The 23,015-nt window shown below is 72.2% G+C and carries 18 protein-coding genes; 9 read left to right on the forward strand and 9 right to left on the reverse strand.

From position 1 onward, the window contains the following. Positions 1-247 precede the first annotated feature (247 nt). The 3 genes from GA0115233_RS17625 to GA0115233_RS17635 are packed head-to-tail and all read right to left on the reverse strand — an operon-like array spanning position 248 to position 3,377. Positions 248-1,045 (reverse strand): sugar phosphate isomerase/epimerase family protein, encoded by a 798-nt coding sequence (locus GA0115233_RS17625; protein WP_176711833.1) that lies wholly within the window; start codon positions 1,043-1,045, stop codon positions 248-250. A 32-nt stretch (positions 1,046-1,077) separates the two neighbouring features. Continuing rightward, the gene (locus tag GA0115233_RS17630) at positions 1,078-2,229 is read right to left on the reverse strand and encodes a dihydrodipicolinate synthase family protein (protein ID WP_093721188.1); all 1,152 of its coding nucleotides are present in this window, start codon (positions 2,227-2,229) and stop codon (positions 1,078-1,080) included. Then, a complete protein-coding gene (locus GA0115233_RS17635; RefSeq protein WP_093721247.1) occupies positions 2,226-3,377 on the reverse strand; it encodes a Gfo/Idh/MocA family protein in 1,152 nt (383 codons plus the stop codon). Before GA0115233_RS17635 ends, GA0115233_RS17630 begins: the two co-directional genes overlap by 4 nt. A gap of 252 nt (positions 3,378-3,629) precedes the next feature. On the opposite strand from GA0115233_RS17635, the gene GA0115233_RS17640 reads away from it, so the two are divergent. The 5 genes from GA0115233_RS17640 to GA0115233_RS17660 all read left to right on the forward strand — a co-directional run bounded on the left by GA0115233_RS17640 (position 3,630) and on the right by GA0115233_RS17660 (position 8,564). Next, positions 3,630-4,676 (forward strand): LacI family DNA-binding transcriptional regulator, encoded by a 1,047-nt coding sequence (locus tag GA0115233_RS17640; RefSeq protein ID WP_093721189.1) that lies wholly within the window; start codon positions 3,630-3,632, stop codon positions 4,674-4,676. A 108-nt stretch (positions 4,677-4,784) separates the two neighbouring features. Next, a complete protein-coding gene (locus GA0115233_RS17645) occupies positions 4,785-5,387 on the forward strand; it encodes a dihydrofolate reductase family protein (RefSeq protein WP_093721190.1) in 603 nt (200 codons plus the stop codon). 88 nt (positions 5,388-5,475) lie between these two features. Further along, complete coding sequence (locus GA0115233_RS17650) at positions 5,476-6,408, forward strand: bifunctional helix-turn-helix transcriptional regulator/GNAT family N-acetyltransferase (protein ID WP_093721191.1); 933 nt, start codon at positions 5,476-5,478, stop codon at positions 6,406-6,408. Between the two features lie 30 nt (positions 6,409-6,438). Beyond that, on the forward strand, positions 6,439-7,239 hold the full coding sequence (locus GA0115233_RS17655; RefSeq protein ID WP_093721192.1) for a sugar phosphate isomerase/epimerase family protein: 801 nt from the start codon (positions 6,439-6,441) through the stop codon (positions 7,237-7,239). Positions 7,240-7,331: 92 nt separating this feature from the next. Beyond that, positions 7,332-8,564, forward strand: coding sequence for an MFS transporter (locus GA0115233_RS17660; protein WP_093721193.1), 1,233 nt, complete (start codon positions 7,332-7,334; stop codon positions 8,562-8,564). A 7-nt stretch (positions 8,565-8,571) separates the two neighbouring features. Here the strand turns inward: GA0115233_RS17660 and aroA are convergent, their stop codons facing one another. Both aroA and GA0115233_RS17670 read right to left on the reverse strand, forming a co-directional pair. After that, positions 8,572-9,804, reverse strand: a complete 1,233-nt coding sequence (gene aroA, locus GA0115233_RS17665; protein WP_093721194.1) for a 3-phosphoshikimate 1-carboxyvinyltransferase — start codon at positions 9,802-9,804, stop codon at positions 8,572-8,574. Between the two features lie 113 nt (positions 9,805-9,917). Then, a complete protein-coding gene (locus GA0115233_RS17670; RefSeq protein ID WP_093721195.1) occupies positions 9,918-11,255 on the reverse strand; it encodes an aminotransferase-like domain-containing protein in 1,338 nt (445 codons plus the stop codon). A 146-nt stretch (positions 11,256-11,401) separates the two neighbouring features. Here GA0115233_RS17670 and GA0115233_RS17675 point away from each other — a divergent pair, with 146 nt between their 5' ends. The 3 genes from GA0115233_RS17675 (at position 11,402) to GA0115233_RS17685 (ending at position 14,948) form a co-directional block, all read left to right on the forward strand. Continuing rightward, a complete protein-coding gene (locus tag GA0115233_RS17675) occupies positions 11,402-12,049 on the forward strand; it encodes a LysE family translocator (RefSeq protein WP_093721248.1) in 648 nt (215 codons plus the stop codon). Between the two features lie 382 nt (positions 12,050-12,431). Further along, on the forward strand, positions 12,432-14,222 hold the full coding sequence (locus GA0115233_RS17680; protein WP_093721196.1) for a glycoside hydrolase family 3 protein: 1,791 nt from the start codon (positions 12,432-12,434) through the stop codon (positions 14,220-14,222). Between the two features lie 117 nt (positions 14,223-14,339). After that, on the forward strand, positions 14,340-14,948 hold the full coding sequence (locus GA0115233_RS17685) for a hypothetical protein (protein ID WP_093721197.1): 609 nt from the start codon (positions 14,340-14,342) through the stop codon (positions 14,946-14,948). Between the two features lie 30 nt (positions 14,949-14,978). On the opposite strand, the gene GA0115233_RS17690 is transcribed toward GA0115233_RS17685, so the two are convergent. The 3 genes from GA0115233_RS17690 to GA0115233_RS17700 form a co-directional block, all read right to left on the reverse strand. Next, a complete protein-coding gene (locus GA0115233_RS17690) occupies positions 14,979-16,400 on the reverse strand; it encodes a S28 family serine protease (protein WP_093721198.1) in 1,422 nt (473 codons plus the stop codon). Between the two features lie 131 nt (positions 16,401-16,531). Then, on the reverse strand, positions 16,532-16,921 hold the full coding sequence (locus GA0115233_RS17695; protein WP_093721199.1) for a hypothetical protein: 390 nt from the start codon (positions 16,919-16,921) through the stop codon (positions 16,532-16,534). A gap of 81 nt (positions 16,922-17,002) precedes the next feature. After that, positions 17,003-20,713 (reverse strand): ABC transporter ATP-binding protein, encoded by a 3,711-nt coding sequence (locus GA0115233_RS17700; protein WP_093721249.1) that lies wholly within the window; start codon positions 20,711-20,713, stop codon positions 17,003-17,005. A gap of 149 nt (positions 20,714-20,862) precedes the next feature. Between GA0115233_RS17700 and GA0115233_RS17705 the strand changes: the two genes are divergently transcribed. Continuing rightward, the gene (locus tag GA0115233_RS17705; protein ID WP_141689529.1) at positions 20,863-21,441 is read left to right on the forward strand and encodes a hypothetical protein; all 579 of its coding nucleotides are present in this window, start codon (positions 20,863-20,865) and stop codon (positions 21,439-21,441) included. Positions 21,442-21,599: 158 nt separating this feature from the next. On the opposite strand, the gene GA0115233_RS17710 is transcribed toward GA0115233_RS17705, so the two are convergent. Beyond that, positions 21,600-22,766, reverse strand: coding sequence for a methyltransferase domain-containing protein (locus GA0115233_RS17710; RefSeq protein ID WP_093721250.1), 1,167 nt, complete (start codon positions 22,764-22,766; stop codon positions 21,600-21,602). Positions 22,767-23,015: the final 249 nt, after the last annotated feature.

Raw genomic sequence — 23,015 nt, forward strand, 5'->3', positions numbered from 1 at the left:
CCGCACGTCAGAGGGCGCCGAGCCCTCCGCCAAGGCACGCCCGGCCGCCCCGAACCCACAGCCCCGGTCCAGCCCGCGGCCACCGAGTGCGCACCCGCACCGCAGCGCCGACGCCCGGTGCCCGCGTCCCGCACGTCAGAAGCCGTCGAGCCCTCCCCGCGAAGCACGGCCGTCCTACCCACAGCACCCGTCCAGCCCGCGGCCCCCGGGATGCACACCCAACACCCCGGTGGCCGACGTGCGCTGTTCACATCGCGTGGGTCAGGAAGCGGCGGGCCGTTTCCTGCAGGACCTCCCTGCCGTCCCGGGACCAGAGGCCGTCGTTGAACAGTTCCACCTCGATGGCGCCGGTGTAGCCGGCGGCCTCGACGTAGCCGCGCCACTCGCGCATGTCGATGGCGCCGTCGCCGATCTGGCCGCGGCCGTTGAGGACGCCCTCGGGCAGCGGGGTGGTCCAGTCGGCAAGCTGGAAGGTGTGGATGCGGCCGCCCGCGCCCGCGCGGGCGATCTGCGCGGGGGCGGTGTCGTCCCACCAGATGTGGTACGTGTCCACGGTGACGCCGACCTGCTGGGCGGGGAAGCGTTCGGCGAGGTCCAGGGCCTGGGCGAGGGTGGAGACCACGCAGCGGTCCGAGGCGAACATGGGGTGCAGCGGCTCGATGGCCAGCCGCACCCCGTGGGACTCGGCGTACGGGCCGAGTTCGCCGAGCGCGTCGGCGATCCGCTCCCGCGCGCCGTGCAGGTCCCGAGAACCGGTCGGCAGGCCGCCGCTGACCAGGACGAGGGTGTCGGTGCCGAGCACGGCCGCCTCCTCGACGGCCCGGCGGTTGTCGGCGAGGGCCGCGTCCCGCTCCTTCGGGCCGAGCGCGGTGAGGAAGCCGCCGCGGCACAGGGTGGTGACGGTCAGGCCCGCGTCCCGGACCAGCTTGGCCGTCGCCTCAAGTCCGTACGCCTGCACGGGCTCCCGCCACAGGCCGACGTTGCGGATGCCCAAGTCGCCGCAGGCCTCGACGAGTTCCGGCAGCGAGAGCTGCTTGACCGTCATCTGGTTGATGGAGAAGCGGGCGAGGTCGTCGGTCACTGGTCCACTCCGTACAGCGCGAGCAGGGTCTTCATCCGTTCCTCGGCGAGCTTGGGGTCCGGGAACAGGCCCAGGCCGTCGGCGAGTTCGTAGGCGCGGGCGAAGTGGGGCAGGGAGCGGGCCGACTGCAGGCCGCCCACCATCGTGAAGTGGGCCTGGTGGCCCGCGAGCCAGGCCAGGAACACCACTCCGGTCTTGTAGAAGCGGGTCGGGGCCTGGAAGAGGTGCCGGGACAGTTCGACCGTGGGGTCCAGCAGGGCGCGGAAGCCCTGGGTGTCTCCGGTGTCCAGGACCCGGACCGCCTCGGCGGCCAGCGGGCCGAGCGGGTCGAAGATGCCGAGCAGGGCGTGGCTGAAGCCCTGCTCGTCGCCCGCGATCAGCTCGGGGTAGTTGAAGTCGTCGCCGGTGTAGCAGCGCACCCCGTCGGGGAGCCTGCGGCGCAGGTCGATCTCGCGCTGGGCGTCCAGCAGGGAGACCTTGATGCCGTCGACCTTGTCGGGGTGGGCGGCGATGACCTCCAGGAAGGTCTCGGTGGCCGTGTCCAGGTCGGCGGAGCCCCAGTAGCCGTCGAGCGCCGGGTCGAACATGGGGCCGAGCCAGTGCAGGATCACCGGTTCGGCGGCCTGGCGCAGCAGATGGCCGTAGACCTCCAGGTAGTGCTCGGGGCCGCGGGCGGCGGCGCACAGGGCGCGGGAGGCCATGAGGATGGCCTGCGCGCCGGACTCCTCGACCACGGCCAGCTGTTCCTCGTAGGCCGCGCGGACCTCGGCGAGGGTGCCCGCGGTGAGCTGGTCGGTGCCGACGCCGCAGGCGATCCGGCCGCCCTCGGCGCGCGCCTCGGCGGCCGAGCGGCGGATGAGTTCGGCGGCGCCCGCCCAGTCCAGGCCCATGCCGCGCTGTGCGGTGTCCATCGCCTCGGCGACACCGAGCCCGTGGGACCACAGGTGGCGGCGGAAGGCGAGGGTGGCGTCCCAGTCGACGGCGGCGGGCGAGTCGGGGCTGACGTCGGCGAACGGGTCGGCGACGACGTGCGCGGCCGAGAAGACCGTACGGGAGGTGAAGGGTGCACCGGTGTGCAGGTCGAGGGGCTCGGGGCGGGGTTCGTACGTCCTGAACCCGCCCTCGGCGCCGGGGAGTCGGATCGTCACAGCGTGATCTCCGGTACGTCGATACGGCGGCCCTCGGCCGAGGACTTCAGACCCAGTTCGGCGAGCTGGACGCCGCGGGCGCCGGCCAGCAGGTCCCAGTGGTAGGGGGCGTCGGCGTAGACGTGCCTCAGGAACAGCTCCCACTGGGCCTTGAAGCCGTTGTCGAACTCGGCGTTGTCGGGGACCTCCTGCCACTGGTCGCGGAAGACCTCGGTGGCCGGGATGTCGGGGTTCCAGACCGGCTTGGGGGTGGCCGAGCGGTGCTGGACGCGGCAGTTGCGCAGCCCGGCGACGGCGGAGCCCTCGGTGCCGTCGACCTGGAACTCGACCAGCTCGTCGCGGTTGACGCGCACCGCCCAGGAGGAGTTGATCTGGGCGATGGCGCCGCCCTCCAGCTCGAAGACGCCGTAGGCGGCGTCTTCGGCGGTGGCGTCGTAGGGCTTGCCGTTCTCGTCCCAGCGCTGCGGGATGTGGGTGGCGGCGAGCGCCTGGACGGACTTCACGCGGCCGAACAGCTCGTGGAGCACGTACTCCCAGTGCGGGAACATGTCGACGACGATGCCGCCGCCGTCCTCCGCGCGGTAGTTCCAGGAGGGGCGCTGGGCGGACTGCCAGTCGCCCTCGAAGACCCAGTAGCCGAACTCGCCGCGCACCGACAGGACGCGGCCGAAGAAGCCGCCGTCGATCAGGCGCTTGAGCTTGAGCAGGCCCGGAAGGAACAGTTTGTCCTGGACGACGCCATGCTTGATGCCGCGCTCGGCGGCGAGCCGGGCCAGTTCGAGGGCGCCGTCGAGGCCGGTGGCGGTGGGCTTCTCGGTGTAGATGTGCTTGCCCGCGGCGATCGCTTTCCTGATCGCCTCCTCGCGGGCGGAGGTGACCTGGGCGTCGAAGTAGATGTCGACGGCCGGGTCGGCGAGGACCGCGTCGAGGTCGGTGGAGACGTGCTCCAGGCCGTGCTTGTCGGCGAGTGCCCTGAGCGCGTGCTCGCGGCGGCCGACCAGGACCGGTTCCGGCCACAGCACGGTGCCGTCGCCGAGGTCGAGTCCGCCCTGTTCGCGCAGGGCGAGGATGGAGCGCACCAGGTGCTGGCGGTAGCCCATGCGCCCGGTGACGCCGTTCATGGCGATACGCACCGTCTTGCGTGTCACGTCGGTCCCTTCGCAGAAGTCGTACGCGGTTGTGCGCGCCGCGTACGCCTCCATTGCAGGCGTGACAGCAAGCGCTTTCTATCCAACAAGAAGCTAGCCTCTGAGCAGGGCCTGGGACAAGACCGTGATGAGGACGAGTTGTTCGAGGGGGCGAACAACCGGGGGGCCTGGCCGTAAAGTCACGGAACCGGGCCATGGGCGCCCGCGTGTACGACGACGTACGACTGACATGCTCGACCGGAGGACGACGAGATGACGGTGACCCTGGCGGACGTGGCGGCCCGCGCGCAGGTCTCGCCCGCGACGGTGTCGCGCGTACTGAACGGGAACTACCCCGTGGCCGCGTCCACCCGTGAGCGGGTGCTGCGCGCCGTGGACGAGCTGGACTACGTACTGAACGGCCCGGCCAGCGCGCTGGCCGCGGCCACGTCCGACCTGGTCGGCATCCTCGTCAACGACATCGCCGACCCCTTCTTCGGGATCATGGCCAGCGCCATCCAGACCGAGATCGGCGGGCCCGGCGGACGGGCCGGGGGCGAGCGGCTGGCGGTCGTCTGCAACACCGGGGGCTCGCCCGAGCGGGAGCTGACCTATCTGACCCTGCTCCAGCGGCAGCGGGCGGCGGCCGTGGTGCTGACCGGCGGGGCCGTGGAGGACGAGCCGCACGCGGCGGCCGTGGCGGCGAAGCTGCGCAAGCTCAGCGAGGCGGGGACCAAGGTCGTACTGTGCGGGCGGCCCCCCGCGCCGGACACCGGGGCCATAGCGCTGACCTTCGAGAACCGCGGCGGCGGCAAGGAGCTCACCGAGCACCTGATCGGCCTCGGCCACCGCCGCCTCGGTTACATCGCCGGCCCCGAGGAGCGGACCACCACCCGGCACCGGCTCGAAGGACACCGGGCGGCACTCGCGGCGCACGGCATCGAGGAGGACCCGCGCTGGACGGTCCACGGCCGCTACGACCGGCGCTCCGGTTACGAGGCCACGCTGGAACTCCTGCGCCGTGACCCGACGTTGACCGCGGTCGTCGCCGCGAACGACTCCGTCGCGCTCGGCGCGTGCGCGGCCATGCGGGAGTCCGGTCTGCGCATCCCGGAGGACGTGTCGGTCGCCGGGTTCGACGACCTGCCGTTCAGCATCGACGCGGTGCCTGCCCTGACGACGGTACGGCTGCCGCTCGCGGAGGCGGGGGCGCGGGCCGGACGCATCGCCATGGGGCGGGAGGAGGCGCCGCCCGGTGGAATCGCCACGATCCGGGGCGAGTTGATGGTGCGGGGGTCGACGGGGGCGCCTCGGGGGTGACGGGTGCCGTCGGGAACGGCCTCCCGGCGCGCCGATGAGTTTTCGGGCCCGCCCCGGTCTTCACTACCGACACCACAACATCGGTAACCGGAGCGGGAGATCACCCCCATGCGCATTGTCGTCACCGAGTTCATCAGCCTCGACGGGGTCGTGCAGGCACCGGGCGGCCCGGAGGAGGACACCGACGGCGGCTTCGCGCACGGGGGTTGGTCGCACCCGTACTTCGACCCGGAGGTGCTGGGCGGGGCCTTCGACGCGGGGCTGCGGAACGCGGACGCGCTGCTCTACGGTCGCCGAACGTTCCTGACCATGGCGGCGGCCTGGCCGGGGCGGGCCGGGGATCCCTTCGCGGACCGGATGAACTCGCTGAAGAAGTACGTCGTTTCCGGCACGCTGTCCGAGGCCGACCTGACCTGGAACAACTCCGAGCTGATCCCGGCGGAGGGCGCCCTGGACCGGATCCGGGAGCTGCGGGACGCCGAGGGCGGCGACCTCGCCATGATGGGCAGCCCGACCCTCGTGCGCGCCCTCGTCGCGGCGGGCCTGGTCGACGAGTTGCAGCTCGTCGTGATGCCGGTGCTGCTGGGCGGGGGCAAGTCGATCTTCCCGGCCGACGGTGGCAAGCGCCCGCTGGAACTGGTCTCCACGACCACGGCCAAGACCGGGGCGCAGGTGTGCGTGTTCCGGCCGGCGGGCGGGGACGAGGGGTAGCCGGGGCCGGTTCCGGGCGCCTAGGCTCGGTGTGCGGGTATCTCTGACTGAGTCAGAGACCGGCAGCATCGGGGAGTGGGTGAGCGACATGACCGTGCAGGACGTCCGGGCCTTCAACCGGTTCTATACGAACGTCATCGGCGCCCTCGACTACAGCCGTCAGCTCTACGCCCCGTACACCCTCACCGAGGCCCGGGTGCTGTACGAGCTGGCGCACTCGGCGCGTACCGATGCCGCCGATCTGCGGGCCGGGTTGTCGTTGGACTCGGGGTATCTGAGCCGGATCCTGGCGAGGTTCGAACGGGACGGGCTGGTCGAGCGGGCGCCGTCCGTGGAGGATCCGCGGCGGCGGCGGATCACGCTCACCGCGCGGGGGCGGGAGACCGCCGCGCTGCTGGGCGAGCGGTCGGACCAGGCGGTGGCCGGCCTGCTGGCGGGCGTTCCGGCCGATCAGCGGGAACGGCTCGGCGAGGCGATGCGGACCGTTCGCGAGATCCTCTCCGGCGGGCGGACCCCTCGCCCCGAGGACGTGCTGCTGCGTGAGCCGGAGGCCGGGGACCTCGGCTGGATCGTGCGGCGCAACGCCGCGCTGTACGCCGCCGAGTTCGGCTGGAACGCCGACTACGAGGGCCTGGTCGCGCGGATCGTCGCCGACTTCGCCGAGGACCACGACCCGCATCTGGAGCGGGTGTGGATCGCCGAGCTGGAGGGGCGTCCGGTGGGGTGTGTGATGTGCGTACGGGACGAGGCCCCGGCCACCGCCCGGCTGCGGCTGCTGCTGGTGGAGCCGGACGCGCGCGGCCTCGGTATCGGCGACCGGCTGGTGAGTGCCGTGATCGGCTTCGCGCGCGGCGTCGGCTACCGCGACCTGGTGCTGTGGACCAACGACGTCCTGACCTCCGCCCGCCGCATCTACCAGCGCCACGGCTTCGTCCTGGTCGCCGAGAAGCCGCACCGCTCCTTCGGCAAGGACCTGGTGGGCCAGGACTGGCGCCTCGACCTGACCGGCGTTCCCGGGTGAACGGCCGGGGTTCCGCGTAGAGTCGCGGGCATGAAGCTGGCGTTCTCCACCCTCGGTGTCCCCGGCCTTCCCCTCGACGACGTGGTACGGCTCGCGTCCGATCACGGCTATCACGGGGTGGAGCTGCGCGCCCACCCCGAGGAGCCGGTGCATCCCGGGCTGGGCCCCGCCGAACGGGCCGAGGCCGCCGCCCGGTTCAAGGACACCGGTGTCGAGGTGCTCGCCCTCGCCGGGTACGCGAAGGTCGCCGCGCCCGGCGCCGACGCGCCCGTCGTCGAGGAGATCCGCAGGCTGATCGACCTCGCCCACGATCTGGGCGCCGGGTACGTCCGTGTCTTCCCCGGCGCCGGGGACTCCCAGAAGCCGGAGGACGCCGACGCGGTCGCCGCCCGCAGGCTCGGCACCGCCGCCGAGCACGCCGCCGACCGGGGCGTACGGATCCTGCTGGAGACGCACGACTCGCACCGCACCGGGGCCGACGCGATCCGGGTGCTGGGTCTGGTCGGGCACCGGCAGGTCGGCTCGCTGTGGGACGTGATGCACACCTGGCTGGGCGGCGAACAGCCCAACGAGTCCTACGCCGCCCTCTCCCCCTACCTCGGCTATGTCCAGGTCAAGGACATCGCCTCGGCCGCCGACACCACCCCGCTCCCGCTCGGCGCCGGGGTACTGCCGCTCGCCGAGTGCGTGGAGGTGCTCTCCCGCCACGGCTGGGACGGCTGGCTGTGCTGGGAGTACGAGAAGCGCTGGTACGAGACGGCGGCCCCGCTGCCGGAACTGCTGGACGCGGGGCACGACCATCTGGCACGGCTGCTGAACGACTCGGCGTAGGGCGGGCATTAATTCGCTGGTCCGGGGTGGTGCGCGGGGGCTAGCGTCCCCGGCATGACCCCGCTCGCGCAGCCGCGTTCCGCCATGCCCTCATGAGCCTCGCCCGTTCCTTCGTCGACGTACGGCCGCTGCGCGCCTCCCCCGTCTTCCGGCGGCTGCTGATCGGCCGTACCGCCTCCGTCCTGGGCTCCTTCATGACCGTGGTGACGGTCATGTACCAGGTCTGGGACCTGACCCACAGCGCGGTGTGGAGCGGTGCGGTGGGGCTCGCGCAGGCGGTGCCGCTGGTGGTGGTCGGGCTGTTCGCGGGGTCATGGGTGGACCGGGGCGACCGGCGGCGGATCTTCCTGGTCGCGACGGTCGGCCAGGCGGTGTGCTCGCTGCTGCTGGCGGTGCAGGGGTTCACCGGGGGCGTGCCGGTGCCGGTGATCCTCGCGCTGGTGGCCGCGGCGTCCTGCTTCGGCGCGGTGGGCGGACCGGCGGCCGGGGTGTTCGTACCGCGGCTGCTGCCGAAGGACCAGGTGGCGGCGGGGCTGGCCCTCAACCAGGTCACCGGGCAGGCGATGATGCTGCTCGGCCCGGCGCTGGGCGGGCTGTTCCTGGGCTGGTTCGGGATCGGCGTCTGCTATCTGATCGACTTCCTCAGCTTCGGCCTGTCCTTCTACGGCGCCTTCGGCCTGCCCGCGCTGCCGCCGGAGGGCGAGCCGTCACGGCCCGGACTGCACGGGGTGTGGGACGGGCTGCGGTTCCTGGGCGGGCACCGGGTGGTGCGCGGGGCGCTGGTGACCGACCTCGCGGCGACCTTGCTGGCGATGCCGATGAGTCTCTTCCCGCTGGTCAACGAGGAGCGCTTCGGCGGCAGTCCGCGCACGCTGGGCCTGTTCATGTCCGCCGTCGCGATCGGCGGGGTCACCGCCACCGCGTTCTCCGGGCGGCTGACCCGGCTGGCCCGGCCCGGCGCGGTGATGCTGTGCGGGGCCGGGGTCTGGGGCGCGGCGCTCGCCCTGTTCGGGATGACCACCAGCGCCTGGGCGGGGCTCGGGCTGCTGATGGTGGCGGGGGCGGCGGACTCGGTCTCGGTGCTGTCGCGTACGACGATCGTGCAGACCCGCACCCCGGACGCGCTGCTGGGCCGGGTGACCGCCGCCGAGCAGATCGTCGGCCAGGCCGGACCGCACCTGGGCAACCTGCGCGGCGGCCTGGTGGCGGGCTGGACGTCGGGTGCGACCGCCCTGATCACCGGTGGGCTGCTGTGCGTACTGGCGGTGGCCTGTGTCGCCGCCAGTACGCCGGAACTGCGGAACGGGGCCGCGCGGCCGGACTGATCCGGAGTCACAGACGGGCGCGCAGGGCCGCGAACTCCTCGTGGAAGCCGGGGAAGGTCTTGCGGACGCAGCCGGGGTCGTCGAAGGAGATGCCGGGAACGCGCAGGCCGGTGACGGCGAAGGACATGACGATGCGGTGGTCGCCGTAGGTCTTGATCTCCGTGCCCCTGGGGGCCGCGCCGGGGTGGATCTCGATCCAGTCCGGGCCGGTCTCCACCCGGACCCCGAGCGCGCGGAGGTTCTCCGCGCAGGCCTCCAGGCGGTCGCACTCCTTCACCCGGGTGTTGGCGACGTCCTCGATGCGCACCGGGCCGTCGGCGAAGGGGGCGATGGCGGCGAGGGTGGGCATGGTGTCGGAGATGTCCCGCATGTTGACGGTCAGGCCGCGCAGGGTGCCGGTGCCGCGGACCGTGGTGCGGTCCCCGCCGATCTCCACGTCGGCACCCATCCGGCGCAGTACGTCCACGAAGCCCAGGTCGCCCTGGAGGGCGCCCTCGCCGAGGCCCGGCACGGTGACCTCGCCGCCGGTCAGGGCCGCGGCGGCGAAGAAGTAGCTGGAGGTGGAGGCGTCGGGCTCGATGGGGTAGGTGGTGGCGCGGTAGCCGCCCGGCGGGACCACGAAGTCGTTGCCCTCCCGGGTCACCTCCACCCCGAACGCCCGCATCATCGCGGTCGTGATCTCCACGTACGGCACCGAGACCAGGTCGGTGACGTGGACGCGCAGGCCCTTCTCGGTGAGCGGGCCCAGCATGAGCAGCGCGGTCAGGTACTGCGAGGACTGACCGGCGTCCAGCGTCACCTCGCCGCCCGCGACGCCGGACGCGTGCACGGTCAGCGGGTGGTGGCCCTCGCGGTCCTCGTGCCGCAGGTCCACACCCAGGTCGCGCAGGGCGCGGGTGAGCGGCAGCAGCGGACGGCGGCGCATCTGCTCGGAGGCGTCGAACCGGTACGTGCCGTGGCCCGCGGCGGCCAGCGTCGGCAGGAAGCGGGCGGTCGTCGCACCGTCCCGGCAGTACACGTCGGCCTCGGCGACGGCGGGGCCCTGCGGCCGCCCGTCCACCTGCCAGCTGTCCGGCGTCCGCCCCACCCGGTAGCCGAGCCGGGTCAGTCCCTCCGCGAATCCCTCGGTGTCGTCCGACCGCAGCGGCCGCACCAGGGTGGTGACTCCGTCGGCCGCCGCCGCCAGGAAGAGGGCGCGCGCGGTGATGGACTTGGAACCGGGGATGTCGACGACTGGCATACCCCCCATGATCGCCCGGTCCGACCCCTCCTCGCCCGGAAGTCCACGAGATGGACGGGGAATGGTCAGCGGGGGTTCGTCTTTGACACAACCGGAGAGCGGCGGGCGGCGGATCAGTCCGTCGCCATGTCGTCCGGGGTCGAGCGGGCCAGGGCCGCCAGGGTCCGCAGGGTGGTCGACAGCGTCTCCGGTGCCGGGGTCGCCAGGCCCAGGCGGACGGCGTTGGGGGCGTGGGCGTCGCCCACGGTGAACGCCGCCGCGGGCGGCACGCCGATGCCGTAGCGGGCGGCCGCCGCCACGAAGGTGTCGGCCCGCCAGGGGCGCGGGAGCTGCCACCAGCAGTGGTAGGAGCGGGGGTCCGTGCGGACGGTGAACCCGGTGAGGCGGCGGGCCGCCACCTCCTGGCGGGCCGCCGCGTCCCGTTGCTTGGCGCGGACCAGGCGGCGTACCACGCCCTCGTCCTGCCAGCGGGTCGCCGCCTCCAGGTTGAAGTGCTGGGCCGTCCAGCCGCCCGAGCGCAGGGCGGCGGCCACGTCGCCGAGCAGGGGGGACGGAGTCACCACGTAGCCGAGCGAGAGGCCCGGCGCCAGGCGCTTGGAGAGGCTGTCCACCAGGACCGTCCGCTCGGGGGCGAGGGCCGCCACGGGGGGCAGTTCGTCCCTGAGGAACGCCCAGATCGTGTCCTCGACCAGGCGCAGGTCCAGGCGGCGGAGCTGCTCGGCCAGCTCGTGCTTGCGCGGGTCCGGCATCGTCAGCGACAGCGGGTTGTGCAGCACCGGCTGCGCGTACACCGCGTGCAGCGGCGTCGAGCGGTGGGTCTCCGCCAGGGCGCGCGGGATCAGGCCCTCCTCGTCCACGGGCAGCGGGACCGGGGTGATGCCCAGGCGGCCGACGATCGCCTTCACGACCGGGTACGTCAGCTCCTCCACGCCGATCCGGCCGCCCGGCGGGACCAGGGCCGCGAACACCGCCGACAGCGCCTGGCGGCCGTTGCCCGCGAACAGCACCCGCGCCGGGTCCGGGCGCCAGCCGCCCCGGGTGAGGAGGTCGGCCGCCGCCTCCCGCGCCGCCGTATGGCCGGCCGGGCCCACCGGACGCAGCGCCGCCCGGAAGGCATCGGCGCGCAGCAGGCCCTCCAGGCTTCCGGCGAGCAGCGCCGGCTGCTCGGGCACCGTGGGGTAGTTGAACTCCAGGTCGACCCTGGTGCCCGCCGGTTCGCCCAGTGCGGGCGGGTCGGTGGGGGCGGCGGCCCGTACGAAGGTGCCGCGGCCCACCTCGCCGACGGTCAGTCCGCGCCGGCCCAGCTCCTGGTAGACGCGGGTGGCCGTGGAGTTCGCGATGCCGTAGCGGCGGGCGAAGGCGCGCTGCGGCGGGAGCCGGTCCCCCGGCTTCAGGGCACCGGACCTGATCTCCGCCGCCACCTCGTCGGCCACGCTCCGGTAGTCCCGCACCAGCCCATCACCTCATGGTCGAAGAACGCCGATCGCTCACCCAACCACAGAATTGCACCGAGGGCAATGTTTTCATTGCCTTGAGGCAATCCCTCTTCCTAGACTCGGTGCATTCAGAAGCGCACCCGTGGACGGGGGAATTGCTCGTGGTCGATCCCAGTGGAGTCCTCGGTGTCTTCGTCATCGCCCTCGGCATGGTGCTCACACCGGGGCCGAACATGCTCTACCTCGTCTCGCGCAGCATCACCCAGGGCCGCCGTGCCGGAGTGATCTCCCTCGGCGGGGTCGCCGTCGGGTTCCTCGTCTACCTCACCTGCGCCAACCTCGGCCTCTCCGTCGTCTTCTACGCCGTCCCCGAGCTGTACGTCGCCGTCAAGCTGGCCGGTGCCGGCTACCTCGGCTGGCTCGCGTGGTGTGCCCTGCGGCCGGGCGGGGTCTCGGTGTTCGCGCCGAAGGACGTGCCGCACGACTCGCCGCGGCGGCTGTTCACGATGGGGCTGGTGACCAATCTGCTCAATCCGAAGATCGCCATCATGTACCTGTCCCTGATCCCGCAGTTCATCGATCCGCAGGCCGGTCATGTGCTGGTCCAGGGGCTGCTGCTCGGCTCGGTGCAGATCGCGGTCGCGGTGACCGTCAACCTCTCCATCGTGCTGGCCGCCGGGACCATCGCGGTCTTCCTCGCCCGCCGCCCGGGCTGGCTGCGGATCCAGCGCTATGTGATGGGCACCGTGCTCGGCGGGCTCGCCGTCTCCCTGGCCGTCGACACCTCGGGCCCGGCGAAGGCGAGCTGACACCGCCTCAACCGTCCCGTGCGGAACAGGCGTACCGACTTACGGAAATCCGGGCGCGGGCGGGAACCCTGCCCCGCGCCCGCTCGTCCAACCCGCGAGCTGTCGGAGAGTCACCACGGCGCGGTGTCGGCCTCGCTGCTGGCTGCGAACGCTGACCCACCCTCTCCGCCGCGCCGCGGCCGACAGCCTCTCCGCCATCGGCGCGCCCCCCTCCAAAGCGCCGATGGCGGACCCTCATTCCCGGGTTCACCGCCGCGCCCGCGTTACTGTGCACTCTCTTGACTGGCAGAAACTTCCCGGATATTGGTGACTCCTCGGAAGTTTCTTTCAGCGGAACCCCTCTGAAGCCACTTCAGCGGACCACCTCCGGAAGGAGTGCACGTTGCCCTCCAGACGCACCGTCCTCGCCGCCACGGCGGGAGTCGCCGCCGCCCTCGCGGTCGGCGGCACCGCCCACGCGGACGACAGGAAGCTCCGGTCCCTCATCTCCCGTATGCCGCTTCAGGAGAAGGTCGGCCAGCTCTTCGTGATGCGGGTCTACGGCCACTCCGCCACCGCCCCCGACCAGGCCGACATCGACGCCAACCTCAAGGAGATCGGCGTCCGCACGGCGGCCGAGCTGCTCGCCAAGTACCGCGTCGGCGGCATCATCTACTTCGCCTGGGCCCACAACACCCGCGACCCGCACCAGATCGCCGGCCTCTCCAACGGCATCCAGAAGGCGTCCCTGGACCTGCCGCGCGGCCTGCCCGTGCTGATCTCCACCGACCAGGAGCACGGCATAGTCGCGCGCGTGGGCGAGCCCGCCACCCTGTTCCCCGGCGCGATGGCCGTCGGCGCCGGCGGTTCGACCGCCGACGCCCGCACCCTCGGCCGGATCGCCGGCAAGGAGCTGCGCGCGCTCGGCATCCGGCAGAACTACTCCCCCGTCGCCGATGTGAACGTCAACCCGGCCAACCCGGTCATCGGCGTACGCTCCTTCGGCTCGCAGCCCGCCGCGGTGTCCCGGCTGGTCGCCGCCGAGGTCACGGGCTACGAGCACGCCTCGGTCGCGGCGACGGCCAAGCACTTTCCCGGGCACGGCGACACCGAGGTGGACAGCCACTACGGCTTCCCGGTCATCAACCACACCCGCGCCCAGTGGGAGGAGCTGGACGCACCCCCGTTCCGGGCGGCGATCGCCGCGGGCATCGACTCGATCATGACCGCGCACATCATGGTCCCGGCACTGGACGACTCCGGCGACCCGGCCACCCTCTCCCACCCGATCCTCACCGGCATCCTGCGCGAGGAACTGGGCTACGACGGGGTGGTGGTGACCGACTCGCTCGGCATGGAGGGTGTGCGCACCAAGTACGGCGACGACCGGGTGCCGGTGCTGGCCCTGAAGGCGGGGGTGGACCAGCTCCTCAACCCGCCGAACCTGGACGTCGCCTGGAACGCCGTACTGAAGGCGGTGCGCGACGGCGAGCTGACCGAGGCGCGCCTGGACCGGTCGATCCTGCGCGTCCTGCGGCTGAAGGCGCGGCTCGGGCTGTTCACCGACCCCTACGTCACCCACCGGGGCGTGGACCGCACGGTCGGCATCGGCGCCCACCTCAGGGCCGCCGACCGGATCGCCGAGCGCACCACGACGCTGCTGGTCAACGAGGGCGGTCTGCTGCCCCTCTCCCCCGCCGGGACGAAGAAGCTCCTGGTGGTCGGCGCCGATCCGGCCTCCCCGTCGGGCACCACCGGCCCGCCGACCGGGGTCCTCGCGGGCGCCCTCACCGAACTCGGCTTCACCGCCACCGCGCTGTCCACCGGCACGGCCCCCTCCGCCGCGGTGATCGCCCGCGCGGTCGCCGCCGCGCAGGAGGCGGACGCGGTCGTGGTGGGGACGTACAACGTGACGGCGGCCAGCAGCCAGAAAACCCTCGTCACCGAACTCCTCGCGACCGGGAAGCCAGTGGTGGCGGTGGCGATCCGCAACCCGTACGACGTCGCCCATCTGCCCGCGGTCAAGGGATACCTGGCCGCGTACTCCTGGACGGACGTCGAGCTGCGGGCGGCGGCCCGGGTGATCGCCGGGGCGGTCGGGCCGCGCGGGAAGCTGCCGGTGCCGGTGCAGCGGGCCGACGATCCGGGCCGGGTGCTCTATCCGGTAGGACACGGACTGTCGTATCGGGCGTAGTCCCGGTACGCCACGGCATGGGCGCACCACCCCTGTTCGTCGCATTGCGTCCCGTATGTCTGGCGTGTGCCCGCCCGCGCGGGCCACGCTGGACGCGGGGGAAGTGGGGGGAATGCGATGCGTGGGAGACATGCCGTGGGGGCGGCCCTGCTGGCGGCGGTGCTGCTGGCGGGCTGCCAGTCGGAGGAACCGGTGGCCGGGAACACCTCCTCGGCACCGGTCGAGCGCCGGCCCTCAGGGTACGGCTCGGTGTTCCTGGCCATGGACGAGTGCAGTTCCTTCGGGACCACCAGCTTCACCGAGGTGCCCTGCGACGGGGAGCGCGCGGCGGCCCGGGTGGTCGCCCGGCACGACGGCACCGTGCGGGACGGCCCGCCCTGTCCCGGCACCACCGACTTCGTCCTGCACATCTCCGAGCAGAGCCCGTCGGACGAGGACGGCGACGGCGCGGTGCCCCAGGGCTACGCCTGCATGCGCAATCTGGAGCCGCCGCATCCCGGCGACCCGGGCGCGGGCGGCGGTCCTCGCACGATCGTCGGGGACTGCGTGTACTCCACCGGCGGCGGCCGGCAGGTGAGGGAGACGTCCTGCGACGGCAAGTCGGAGAAGAAGCCGCAGTACAAGGTGGTCAAGGCGGTCGGCAAGCGCTCCCAGTGCCCGGTCTCGACGGCTCTGTACGTCCAGCTCGGCGGGGAGCGCCCGGTGGGCTGTGCCCGGCCGGTGTGACCGGCCGGGCACAGACCTACCGGGGTCGTCCTACGGACGCAGGGTCCGCTCCACGCCCCGCTTGTCGAGCTTCGCGTCGAACTTCGCCAGCGGCTTCGCCTTGGCCGGGTTCGACCGGACCGAGGAGGGTGCGACCCCGGCCCACTGGAGGATCCTCGCCGTGGCGAGGGCCTTCTCGGACTCCACCAGACCGTCCACGCGCGCCCCGTGGTTGGCGCCGGGCGCGGTGAAGACGTAGGAGTCGCGCGCGCCCTTGCCGAGGCGGAACCGCTCCGCTCCCCACGGGTCGTTCTCGCCGTACACGAAGAGCATGTGGCGGGCGTTGTGGCGGACCCAGGAGTCGACGTCACGCATGGCGTGCGGGTCGAAGCGCATCGGGATCGAGCGCGGCACGAAGTTGCGCGGCGGCAGGTAGCCGTAGCGGATGTAGCGCTTCTCGATGTGCGGGAACACGATCGTCGGCGCGCCGAGCTGGGTGCCCGCCTGGTAGTAGTACGGCGTGTACGGCTCCAGGCCCTGGTCGGTGTAGAAGCTGAAGCCCGCGATGGTGTCGATGGAGTTCCAGATCTCCTCGTCCGTCGCGGTCCTGGCGTTGGCCGGGATGGTGTCGCAGTCCGAGAGCAGGCTGTACTGCCAGAAGCCCCAGACGTAGTCGAGGACGGTCGCCTCGTACGCCTTGTCCAGGCTGCCGACGGTGTCGAAGGTGTAGCCGTTCTCGGCCGCGAAGGCGGCGTAGCGCTGCTCCAGCGGCTCGCGGCGGACCAGCGCCTCGCGCTGCACGCCGTTCAGCCGGTCGCGGCACTCCTTGGTGCCGACCTTCGCGAAGAACCTGTCGTAGGCGGAGTCCTCCTTGTTCACCACGTCGTTGGGGGCGACGTAGGCGACCACGCCGTCCATGTCGCGCGGGTAGAAGCGCTCGTAGTAGGTGGCGGTCATGCCGCCCTTGGAGCCGCCGGTGGAGATCCAGTTCTTGGCGTAGATCGGCTTCAGCGCCTTGAAGATGCGGTGCTGGTCGCTGGCCGCCTGCCAGATGTCCAGCTTCGACCAGTCGGCCGGGGCCGGGCGCGACGGGGTGAAGAAGCGGTACTCCATGGAGACCTGGTTGCCGTCCACGATCTGCGTCGGCTCGCGCCGGCTGGGGTTCGTGGAGACGTTGTAGCCGCCGGTGTAGAACACCGTCGGACGGCTGACGTCCTTGTGCAGCACGGTGATCCGCTGCTGGAACGTGCCCTTCGACGGATGGCGGTGGTCGACCGGCTGGGTGTAGTTCAGGACGAAGAAGCGGTAGCCGGGGTACGGCTTCTCCTCGACCAGGCTCATACCGCGAATCGCGAGCAGCCGGTCCTTGATGTCGGCGGTGGCCTCCGGCTGGGCGGCGGTGGCCGTCCCCGCCGTGCTCAATGTGCCTATGAGCACCGTGAGCGCCAGCAGCCATCTGAGCGCCTTGCGCATGCACCCTCCCCTGTGAGTCAGATGTGCGCCCGGAAGCTATCGGAGCAACTGACGACCACACCAGAGGAGTTACCGACAAAACCTTGTGTGACAGGGGCTCAGAAGTGTGGTCGGCGGCGGGTTCCGGGGGCTCAGCACAGGATCCAGCCCGACGCTCCCTTGCCACCGCCCACCCTGCCGGTCACCTTCACACAGCGCTGACCGGCGTAGACCGACACGGTGCGCGTCTTGCGCCGGTGCTTGCCCGAGTACGGCACCGGTCGGTGGCCGCGCGCCTGCACGCTGACCGCCATCGTGCGCTTGGGGCCGGGATTCTTGGCGAGGGTGAAGGCGCACACCGTGCCGCCGCTGCGGTACACCTGCACGGACCCGGTGGAGAACGGCACCGTGCGGACCTTGCGGCCCGGGCACGACGTCCCGGCGGCGTGCGCGTCGGCCGGCGCCGCGAGGGCCAGCAGTCCGGACGCGGTCAGCAGGGCGAGCCCCGTCCCCAGCCGTCGGCGTATCGCACCACTGTCCACGTGTCGTCCTCCCCGTACCCCGACGATGAGCGTACTGATGTACGGACGCACGGCGGACACCGGACGGTTGCGCGGCGGGGCTCAGACCGACTCGACTCCGACCGGTTCGCCCAGGAACGTCCGCCACAGCTCGGCGTACCGGCCGCCGCGGGCGAGCAGTTCGTCGTGCGTGCCGTCCTCGGCGACCCGGCCGTGGTCCATCACCACCACCCGGTCGGCGCGCGCCGCCGTGGTCAGCCGGTGCGCCACCACCAGCGTCGTACGGCGCCCCGCCAGCCGGTCGGTGGCCTGGTTGACCTGCGCCTCGGTGGCCAGGTCCAGGGCCGCCGTCGCCTCGTCCAGCAGCAGGATGTCGGGGTCGACCAGCTCGGCGCGGGCCAGCGCGATCAGCTGGCGCTGACCGGCCGAGAGGTTGCGTCCGCGCTCGGCGACCTCGTGCAGATAGCCGCCCTCCAGCGTGGCGATCATCTCGTGGGCGCCCACCGCGCGGGCCGCCGCCTCCACCTCGGCGTCCGTCGCCTCGGGCCGCCCGTAGGCGATGGCGTCGCGGACGGTGCCCTGGAAGAGGTACGCCTCCTGCGGGACGACGCCGAGCCGGTGCCGGTACGCCGTCATGTCCAGGGCGCGCACATCGGTGCCGTCGACGGTGACCCGGCCGGAGGTCGGGTCGTAGAACCGGGCGACCAGCTTGACCAGGGTGGACTTGCCCGCGCCGGTCTCGCCGACGAACGCGACGGTCTGCCCGGCCGGGATGTGCAGGTCGATGCCGGTGAGGGCCTCCTCGTCGTCGCCGTAGGCGAAGTGCACGTCCTCGAAGGCGATCTCGCCGCGCAGGGAGAGCACGTCGAGCGGTTCGACCGCGCTCTTGGTGGACGTCGGCTCCCGCAGCAGCTCCTGGATACGGCCCAGCGACACGGTGGCCTGCTGGTAGCCGTCGAAGACCTGGGAGAGCTGCTGGACCGGGGCGAAGAACAGGTCGATGTAGAGCAGGTACGCCACCAGCGCGCCGGTCGTCAGTGTCGCCGCGTCGATCCGGCCCGCGCCCACCACCAGCACCGCCGCCACGGCCGCCGACGACAGGAACTGCACGAAGGGGAAGTACACCGAGATCAGCCACTGGCCGCGGATACGGGCCTGCCGGTAGCTGTCGCTGCGCTCGGCGAACCGGGCGCCGCCGTCGCGCTCGCGCCGGAAGGCCTGCACGATCCGCAGCCCCGCGACCGACTCCTGGAGGTCGGCGTTGACCACCGACACGCGTTCGCGGGCCAGTTCGTACGCCTTCACGCTCGCGCGGCGGAAGAAGAAGGTGGCGAGGATCAGCGGCGGCAGGGTGGCGAAGACGACCAGGGCGAGCTGGAGGTCGATCACCAGCAGGGCGACCATGATGCCGAAGAAGGTGACGACCGAGACGAACGCGGTGACCAGGCCGGTCTGCAGGAACGTCGACAGGGCGTCCACGTCCGTGGTCATCCGGGTCATGATCCGGCCGGTCAGCTCGCGCTCGTAGTAGTCCAGCCCGAGCCGCTGGAGCTGGGCGAAGATCTTCAGCCGCAGCGCGTACAGCACCCGCTCGCCGGTGCGCCCGGTCATCAGGGTCTCGCCGATCTGCGCCACCCACTGCACGGTCACCGCGAGCAGCGCCAGCAGGGAGGCCGCCCAGACGGCGCCGAGGGCGAGTTCGGAGACGCCGCTGTCGATGCCGTGCCGGATCAGCACCGGCAGCAGCAGCCCGGTGCCCGCGTCGACGGCGACCAGGGCGAGGCTGGCCAGCAGGGGCAGCCCGAAGCCGCGCAGCAGGCGGCGCAGGCCGTAGGAGTCCTCCGGGGTGACCGCGCGGGCCTCGTCGACCTCGGGCGTGTCGGTGGCCGGGGGCAGCGCCTCGACCTGGGCGAGGAGTTCGGGGGTGGCCGGGGCGCCGTCCATGGCGGTGTCGCGGGGGGTGCGCTCGCCCGCCCACAGGCGGGGCGTGATCCCGCGCTCGGCGTCGAACTCGGCGTCCAGTTCCGCCCGTACGGAGGTGTCCTCCTCCTCGGGACACGCGGCCGGGGTGTGGCCCGGGGAGACGCCGCCGAGTTCGTCGGGGTCGGTGAGCAGCCTGCGGTAGAGGGCCGAGCGCTGCTGGAGTTCCTCGTGGGTGCCGAGGTCGGCGAGCCGGCCGCCGTCGAGGACGGCGATGCGGTCGGCGAGGTTCAGGGTGGAGCGGCGGTGGGCGATGAGGAGGGTCGTGCGGCCCTCCATGACCTGGGCGAGGGCCTGGTGGATCTCGTGCTCCACGCGCGCGTCGACGGCGGAGGTGGCGTCGTCCAGGACCAGCAGGCGCGGGTCGGTGAGGATGGCGCGGGCCAGGGCGATGCGCTGGCGCTGGCCGCCGGAGAGGGTCAGGCCGTGCTCGCCGACCTTGGTGTCGTAGCCCTCCGGCAGCTCGGCGATGAAGCGGTCGGCCTGGGCGGCGCGGGCGGCCTGCTCGATCTGCTCCCGGGTGGCGTCGGGGCGGCCGTAGGCGATGTTGTTGCGGACCGTGTCGGAGAAGAGGAAGGAGTCCTCGGGGACCAGGCCGATCGCGGCGCGCAGGGAGTCCAGGGTCAGTTCGCGCACGTCGTGGCCGCCGACCAGGACGGCGCCGTGGGTGACGTCGTAGAAGCGGGGCAGCAGCAGGGACACCGTGGACTTGCCGGAGCCGGAGGAGCCGACGACGGCGAGGGTCTCGCCGGGGCGGATCTCGAAGCTGAGGCCGTCCAGGACGGGGGTGCCGTCGGAGTAGGCGAAGGAGACGTCGTCGAACTCGACGGTGGCCGGGGCGTCGGCGGGCAGCTCCTTGGTGCCGTCCTTCAGGGAGGGCTCGGTGTCGATCAGCTCCAGGACGCGCTCGGTGCCCGCGCGGGCCTGCTGGCCGACGGTGAGGACCATGGCGAGCATCCGCACCGGGCCGACGAGCTGGGCGAGGTAGGTGGAGAAGGCGACGAAGGTGCCGAGGGTGATGTGCCCGCGCACCGCCAGCCAGCCGCCGAGGGCGAGCATGGCGACCTGGCCGAGCGCGGGGACCGCCTGGAGGGCCGGGGTGTACCTGGCGTTGAACCGGATGGTGCGCAGCCGCCCGGCGAACAGCCGCCTGCTGACGTCCCTGAGCTTGCCGGTCTCCTGCTCCTCCTGCCCGAAGCCCTTGACCACGCGCACGCCGCTGACCGCGCCGTCGACGACGCCCGCGACGGCGGCGGCCTGCGCCTGCGCGTACCAGGTGGACGGGTGCAGCTTGGCGCGGCTGCGGCGGGCGATCCACCACAGGGCGGGCGCGACGGCCAGGGCGACGGCGGTCAGCGGCAGGGACAGCCAGGCCATGACGACGAGGGAGATCGCGAACAGGGCGAAGTTCCCGATGGTCATCGGGAGCATGAACAGCAGGCCCTGGATCAACTGGAGGTCGCTGGTGGCACGGCCGACGACCTGCCCGGTGGACAGCTCGTCCTGACGCCGCCCGTCGAGCCGGGTGATCGTGTCGTACATCGCGGTGCGCAGGTCGTGCTGCACGTCGAGGGCGAGCCGTCCGCCGTAGTAGCGGCGGATGTAGGTGAGCACGTACACGGCGACCGCGGAGGCGATCAGCAGACCCGCCCACAGGGCCATGCCGCGGGTCTTGTCGCCGATCACGTCGTCGATGATCACCTTGGTGATCAGCGGGACGAGTGCCATGACGGCCATGCCCGCGAGGGAGGAGCCGAGGGCGAGGACCACGTCCTTCGGGTAGCGCCAGGCGTACCCCCACAGTCTCCGCGCCCAACCCTGCCGCGCTGCCACGTCCGGCCCTCCCTTGTGATCGTCCACGAAGGGGCAACGTGCCGGGGGTCGGATTTCATCCCCGGCCCGTCGATATGAGCATCGGCACTCAGGGCGTCTGAGTAGCCGGTCGCTGCCGCGGCGGCCGGGGCCCGGCTTTGATCGTCGGCATGGAGAAGCGAACCACGGTCATCACGGTCGCCGGCTGCGTCGTCCTGGTGGCGCTGCTGGCCCTGACGGCCAAGGCGTGCGAGTCGGCCATGGGCGGGCCGGTGCGGACGACGGAGGACCTGCGCGCGTATGTGCGGGCCACCACGGACGCGGGCAACACCGTGTACCTGGCCCTCTCCCCGGCCCCGCGGGGCGAGCCCTACCCGGTGCAGGAGGGCAGCTCCTCCTGCGTGGACGACTTCGGCTTCGACGACGGCGACGTGACCCGGGACGAGCCGGCCTACTCCTGGCAGCTGGACTTCGCGAGCCCCGCGGACTACCGGGCCGCGATGAAGGCGCTGGCGGCGCGGTGGCGGAAGGACGGGCGGGAGGTGGAGAAGACCGACACCGGCATCACGACCGTGCTGGACGACGGCATCCGGGTCACCTTCCACCGCAACCTCTACACCGACGAGCCCGAGCTGCGCGCGACGGGCGAGTGCATGCGCTACCGGGACACCTACGGCGACTCCTACGACTACCGGCTCGACAAGAACGGCGACGGCACGGTCGACGAGGACGAGCGGCGGGAGTACTGACGGGACCGGAGCTTTGCCAGAGCCGCACCCGGAGGTAATCGGCCGTCGGAGAGGGACTGGAACTGGAGAGCGCAAGCCCGGGCTCGCGCAACAACCCAGCGCATCACCCCTCCCATCCGCAACGGGGGAGCGGATACGCTGGGCCGTACCTGGGCCGGTCAGACAGGCCAGCTGTTCTCCGGAGTGTCCAGCCAGGCTTGCTGAGTACCGTCTTCGGTCACCGTCAGACCGAAGCGCTCGAAGCCCGGCTGGCCGGCTGTGTGCCACCAGTCCAGGGCGGCGGCGACTTCGTCCCAGAGTCTGCGCGGCCCGGACTGCCAGACCTGCGCCACGGTCTGGCCGTCACGGAACATGGCGCACGCCCACGACCGGTCGCCCAGACCGTAGAACCAGACCGGGCGCGCACCGTCCCGCTTGTCCGCCACCGTGCGGCAGCAGTCGCGGACACGTAGTCCCACCGCGAACGACGCGACCGCGAACCGGCTGACGCCAAGCAGCTCGGACTCCGTAACCTTCGTGGTCGAGCGGTCGGCGCCGCTCACACCATCGGGTACATATGCGGCATGTCCGGCGAACGGCAGACGCTGTGCGCGCATCTTCATGAACTCCACCGGCTCCGTGAACCGGCCCACACCCCCGCCGTCGCCGACGCCCACGCAGACGACGGCGTCCTGGTTGCTGTAGTGAGTCCCCCACGGGGCCACGATGCGTCCGCCGGGCCTGCACTGGGCAAGCCAGGCGGGCGGAATACGGCGCAGTCCGGCCGTGGCAATGATCCGATCGTACGGCGCACCCGGCTCGTGGCCGTCTGTCCCGTCCTGCACCAGCACCCGAACCGGCAGCCCGGTCCGCGCGAGCCGCTCACGTGCCTGAACCGCGATCTCCGGGTCGATTTCGATGCTGACCACGTGGCCGGGGCCGAGCCGGTGGGCGAGCAGGGCCGCGTTCCAGCCAGTGCCCGTGCCTATTTCCAGCACCCGGTGGCCACGCTTTACATCGAGTTCGCGCAGCATCCGGAACACCACGGACGGCATGGACGCCGACGACGTGGGCACACGGCCGGGGCCGTCGGTCACGCCGTCGTCCCACTGCGTGACAATCGGCACGTCCGCGTCGGCGTACGAGGACCACAGCACGGGGTCGTCACGCTGATCCACCGTGACAGCGGCACCGGTCTCCATGTCGTGCGGCCATATCCGGTCCGGTAGGAATGCGGACCGGGGCACGGCCGCGAACGCCGGGGCCCAGTCCGATGTCATCGCCTTGCGCTCCAGAAGGGAGCGGCCCAACTCGGACCGCCCCTCCTCTGCCCCTGTGAACGTCATGTCAGCGTCGGCCGCCATCGGGAGACGGAGGCTCCGGCGGCACCGGCCACGGCTCGCCGGGCAGACCGTCACCGCCCTCGCCGCCGCCTCCGCCGCTCACGTGGATCGCTTCTGCCCTCATCGCTGCTTCTCCTCGTACATGCCGGACTTCATCGTGCTTTCCGCTGTTCCCGCGCCGGAAGACAACGGCTTGGGACCCGACCTTCAGGAGTCCTTCCTGAAACCCCTACGGGGCGGGTGCTTGTGAGT

The sequence above is a fragment of the Streptomyces sp. DI166 genome, assembly GCF_900091315.1.
In the GTDB taxonomy this organism is placed as follows: domain Bacteria; phylum Actinomycetota; class Actinomycetes; order Streptomycetales; family Streptomycetaceae; genus Streptomyces; species Streptomyces fuscus.

Excerpts from the sequence above, each read along its gene's own strand:
- GA0115233_RS17625 (WP_176711833.1), bottom strand. The coding sequence starts at position 1,045 with ATGACGGTCAAGCAGCTCTCGCTGCCGGAACTCGTCGAGGCCTGCGGC.
- GA0115233_RS17640 (WP_093721189.1), top strand. The coding sequence starts at position 3,630 with ATGACGGTGACCCTGGCGGACGTGGCGGCCCGCGCGCAGGTCTCGCCC.
- GA0115233_RS17645 (WP_093721190.1), top strand. The coding sequence starts at position 4,785 with ATGCGCATTGTCGTCACCGAGTTCATCAGCCTCGACGGGGTCGTGCAG.
- GA0115233_RS17650 (WP_093721191.1), top strand. The coding sequence starts at position 5,476 with ATGACCGTGCAGGACGTCCGGGCCTTCAACCGGTTCTATACGAACGTC.
- GA0115233_RS17655 (WP_093721192.1), top strand. The coding sequence starts at position 6,439 with ATGAAGCTGGCGTTCTCCACCCTCGGTGTCCCCGGCCTTCCCCTCGAC.
- GA0115233_RS17660 (WP_093721193.1), top strand. The coding sequence starts at position 7,332 with ATGAGCCTCGCCCGTTCCTTCGTCGACGTACGGCCGCTGCGCGCCTCC.
- aroA (WP_093721194.1), bottom strand. The coding sequence starts at position 9,804 with ATGCCAGTCGTCGACATCCCCGGTTCCAAGTCCATCACCGCGCGCGCC.
- GA0115233_RS17685 (WP_093721197.1), top strand. The coding sequence starts at position 14,340 with ATGCGTGGGAGACATGCCGTGGGGGCGGCCCTGCTGGCGGCGGTGCTG.
- GA0115233_RS17690 (WP_093721198.1), bottom strand. The coding sequence starts at position 16,400 with ATGCGCAAGGCGCTCAGATGGCTGCTGGCGCTCACGGTGCTCATAGGC.
- GA0115233_RS17705 (WP_141689529.1), top strand. The coding sequence starts at position 20,863 with ATGGAGAAGCGAACCACGGTCATCACGGTCGCCGGCTGCGTCGTCCTG.
- GA0115233_RS17710 (WP_093721250.1), bottom strand. The coding sequence starts at position 22,766 with ATGACGTTCACAGGGGCAGAGGAGGGGCGGTCCGAGTTGGGCCGCTCC.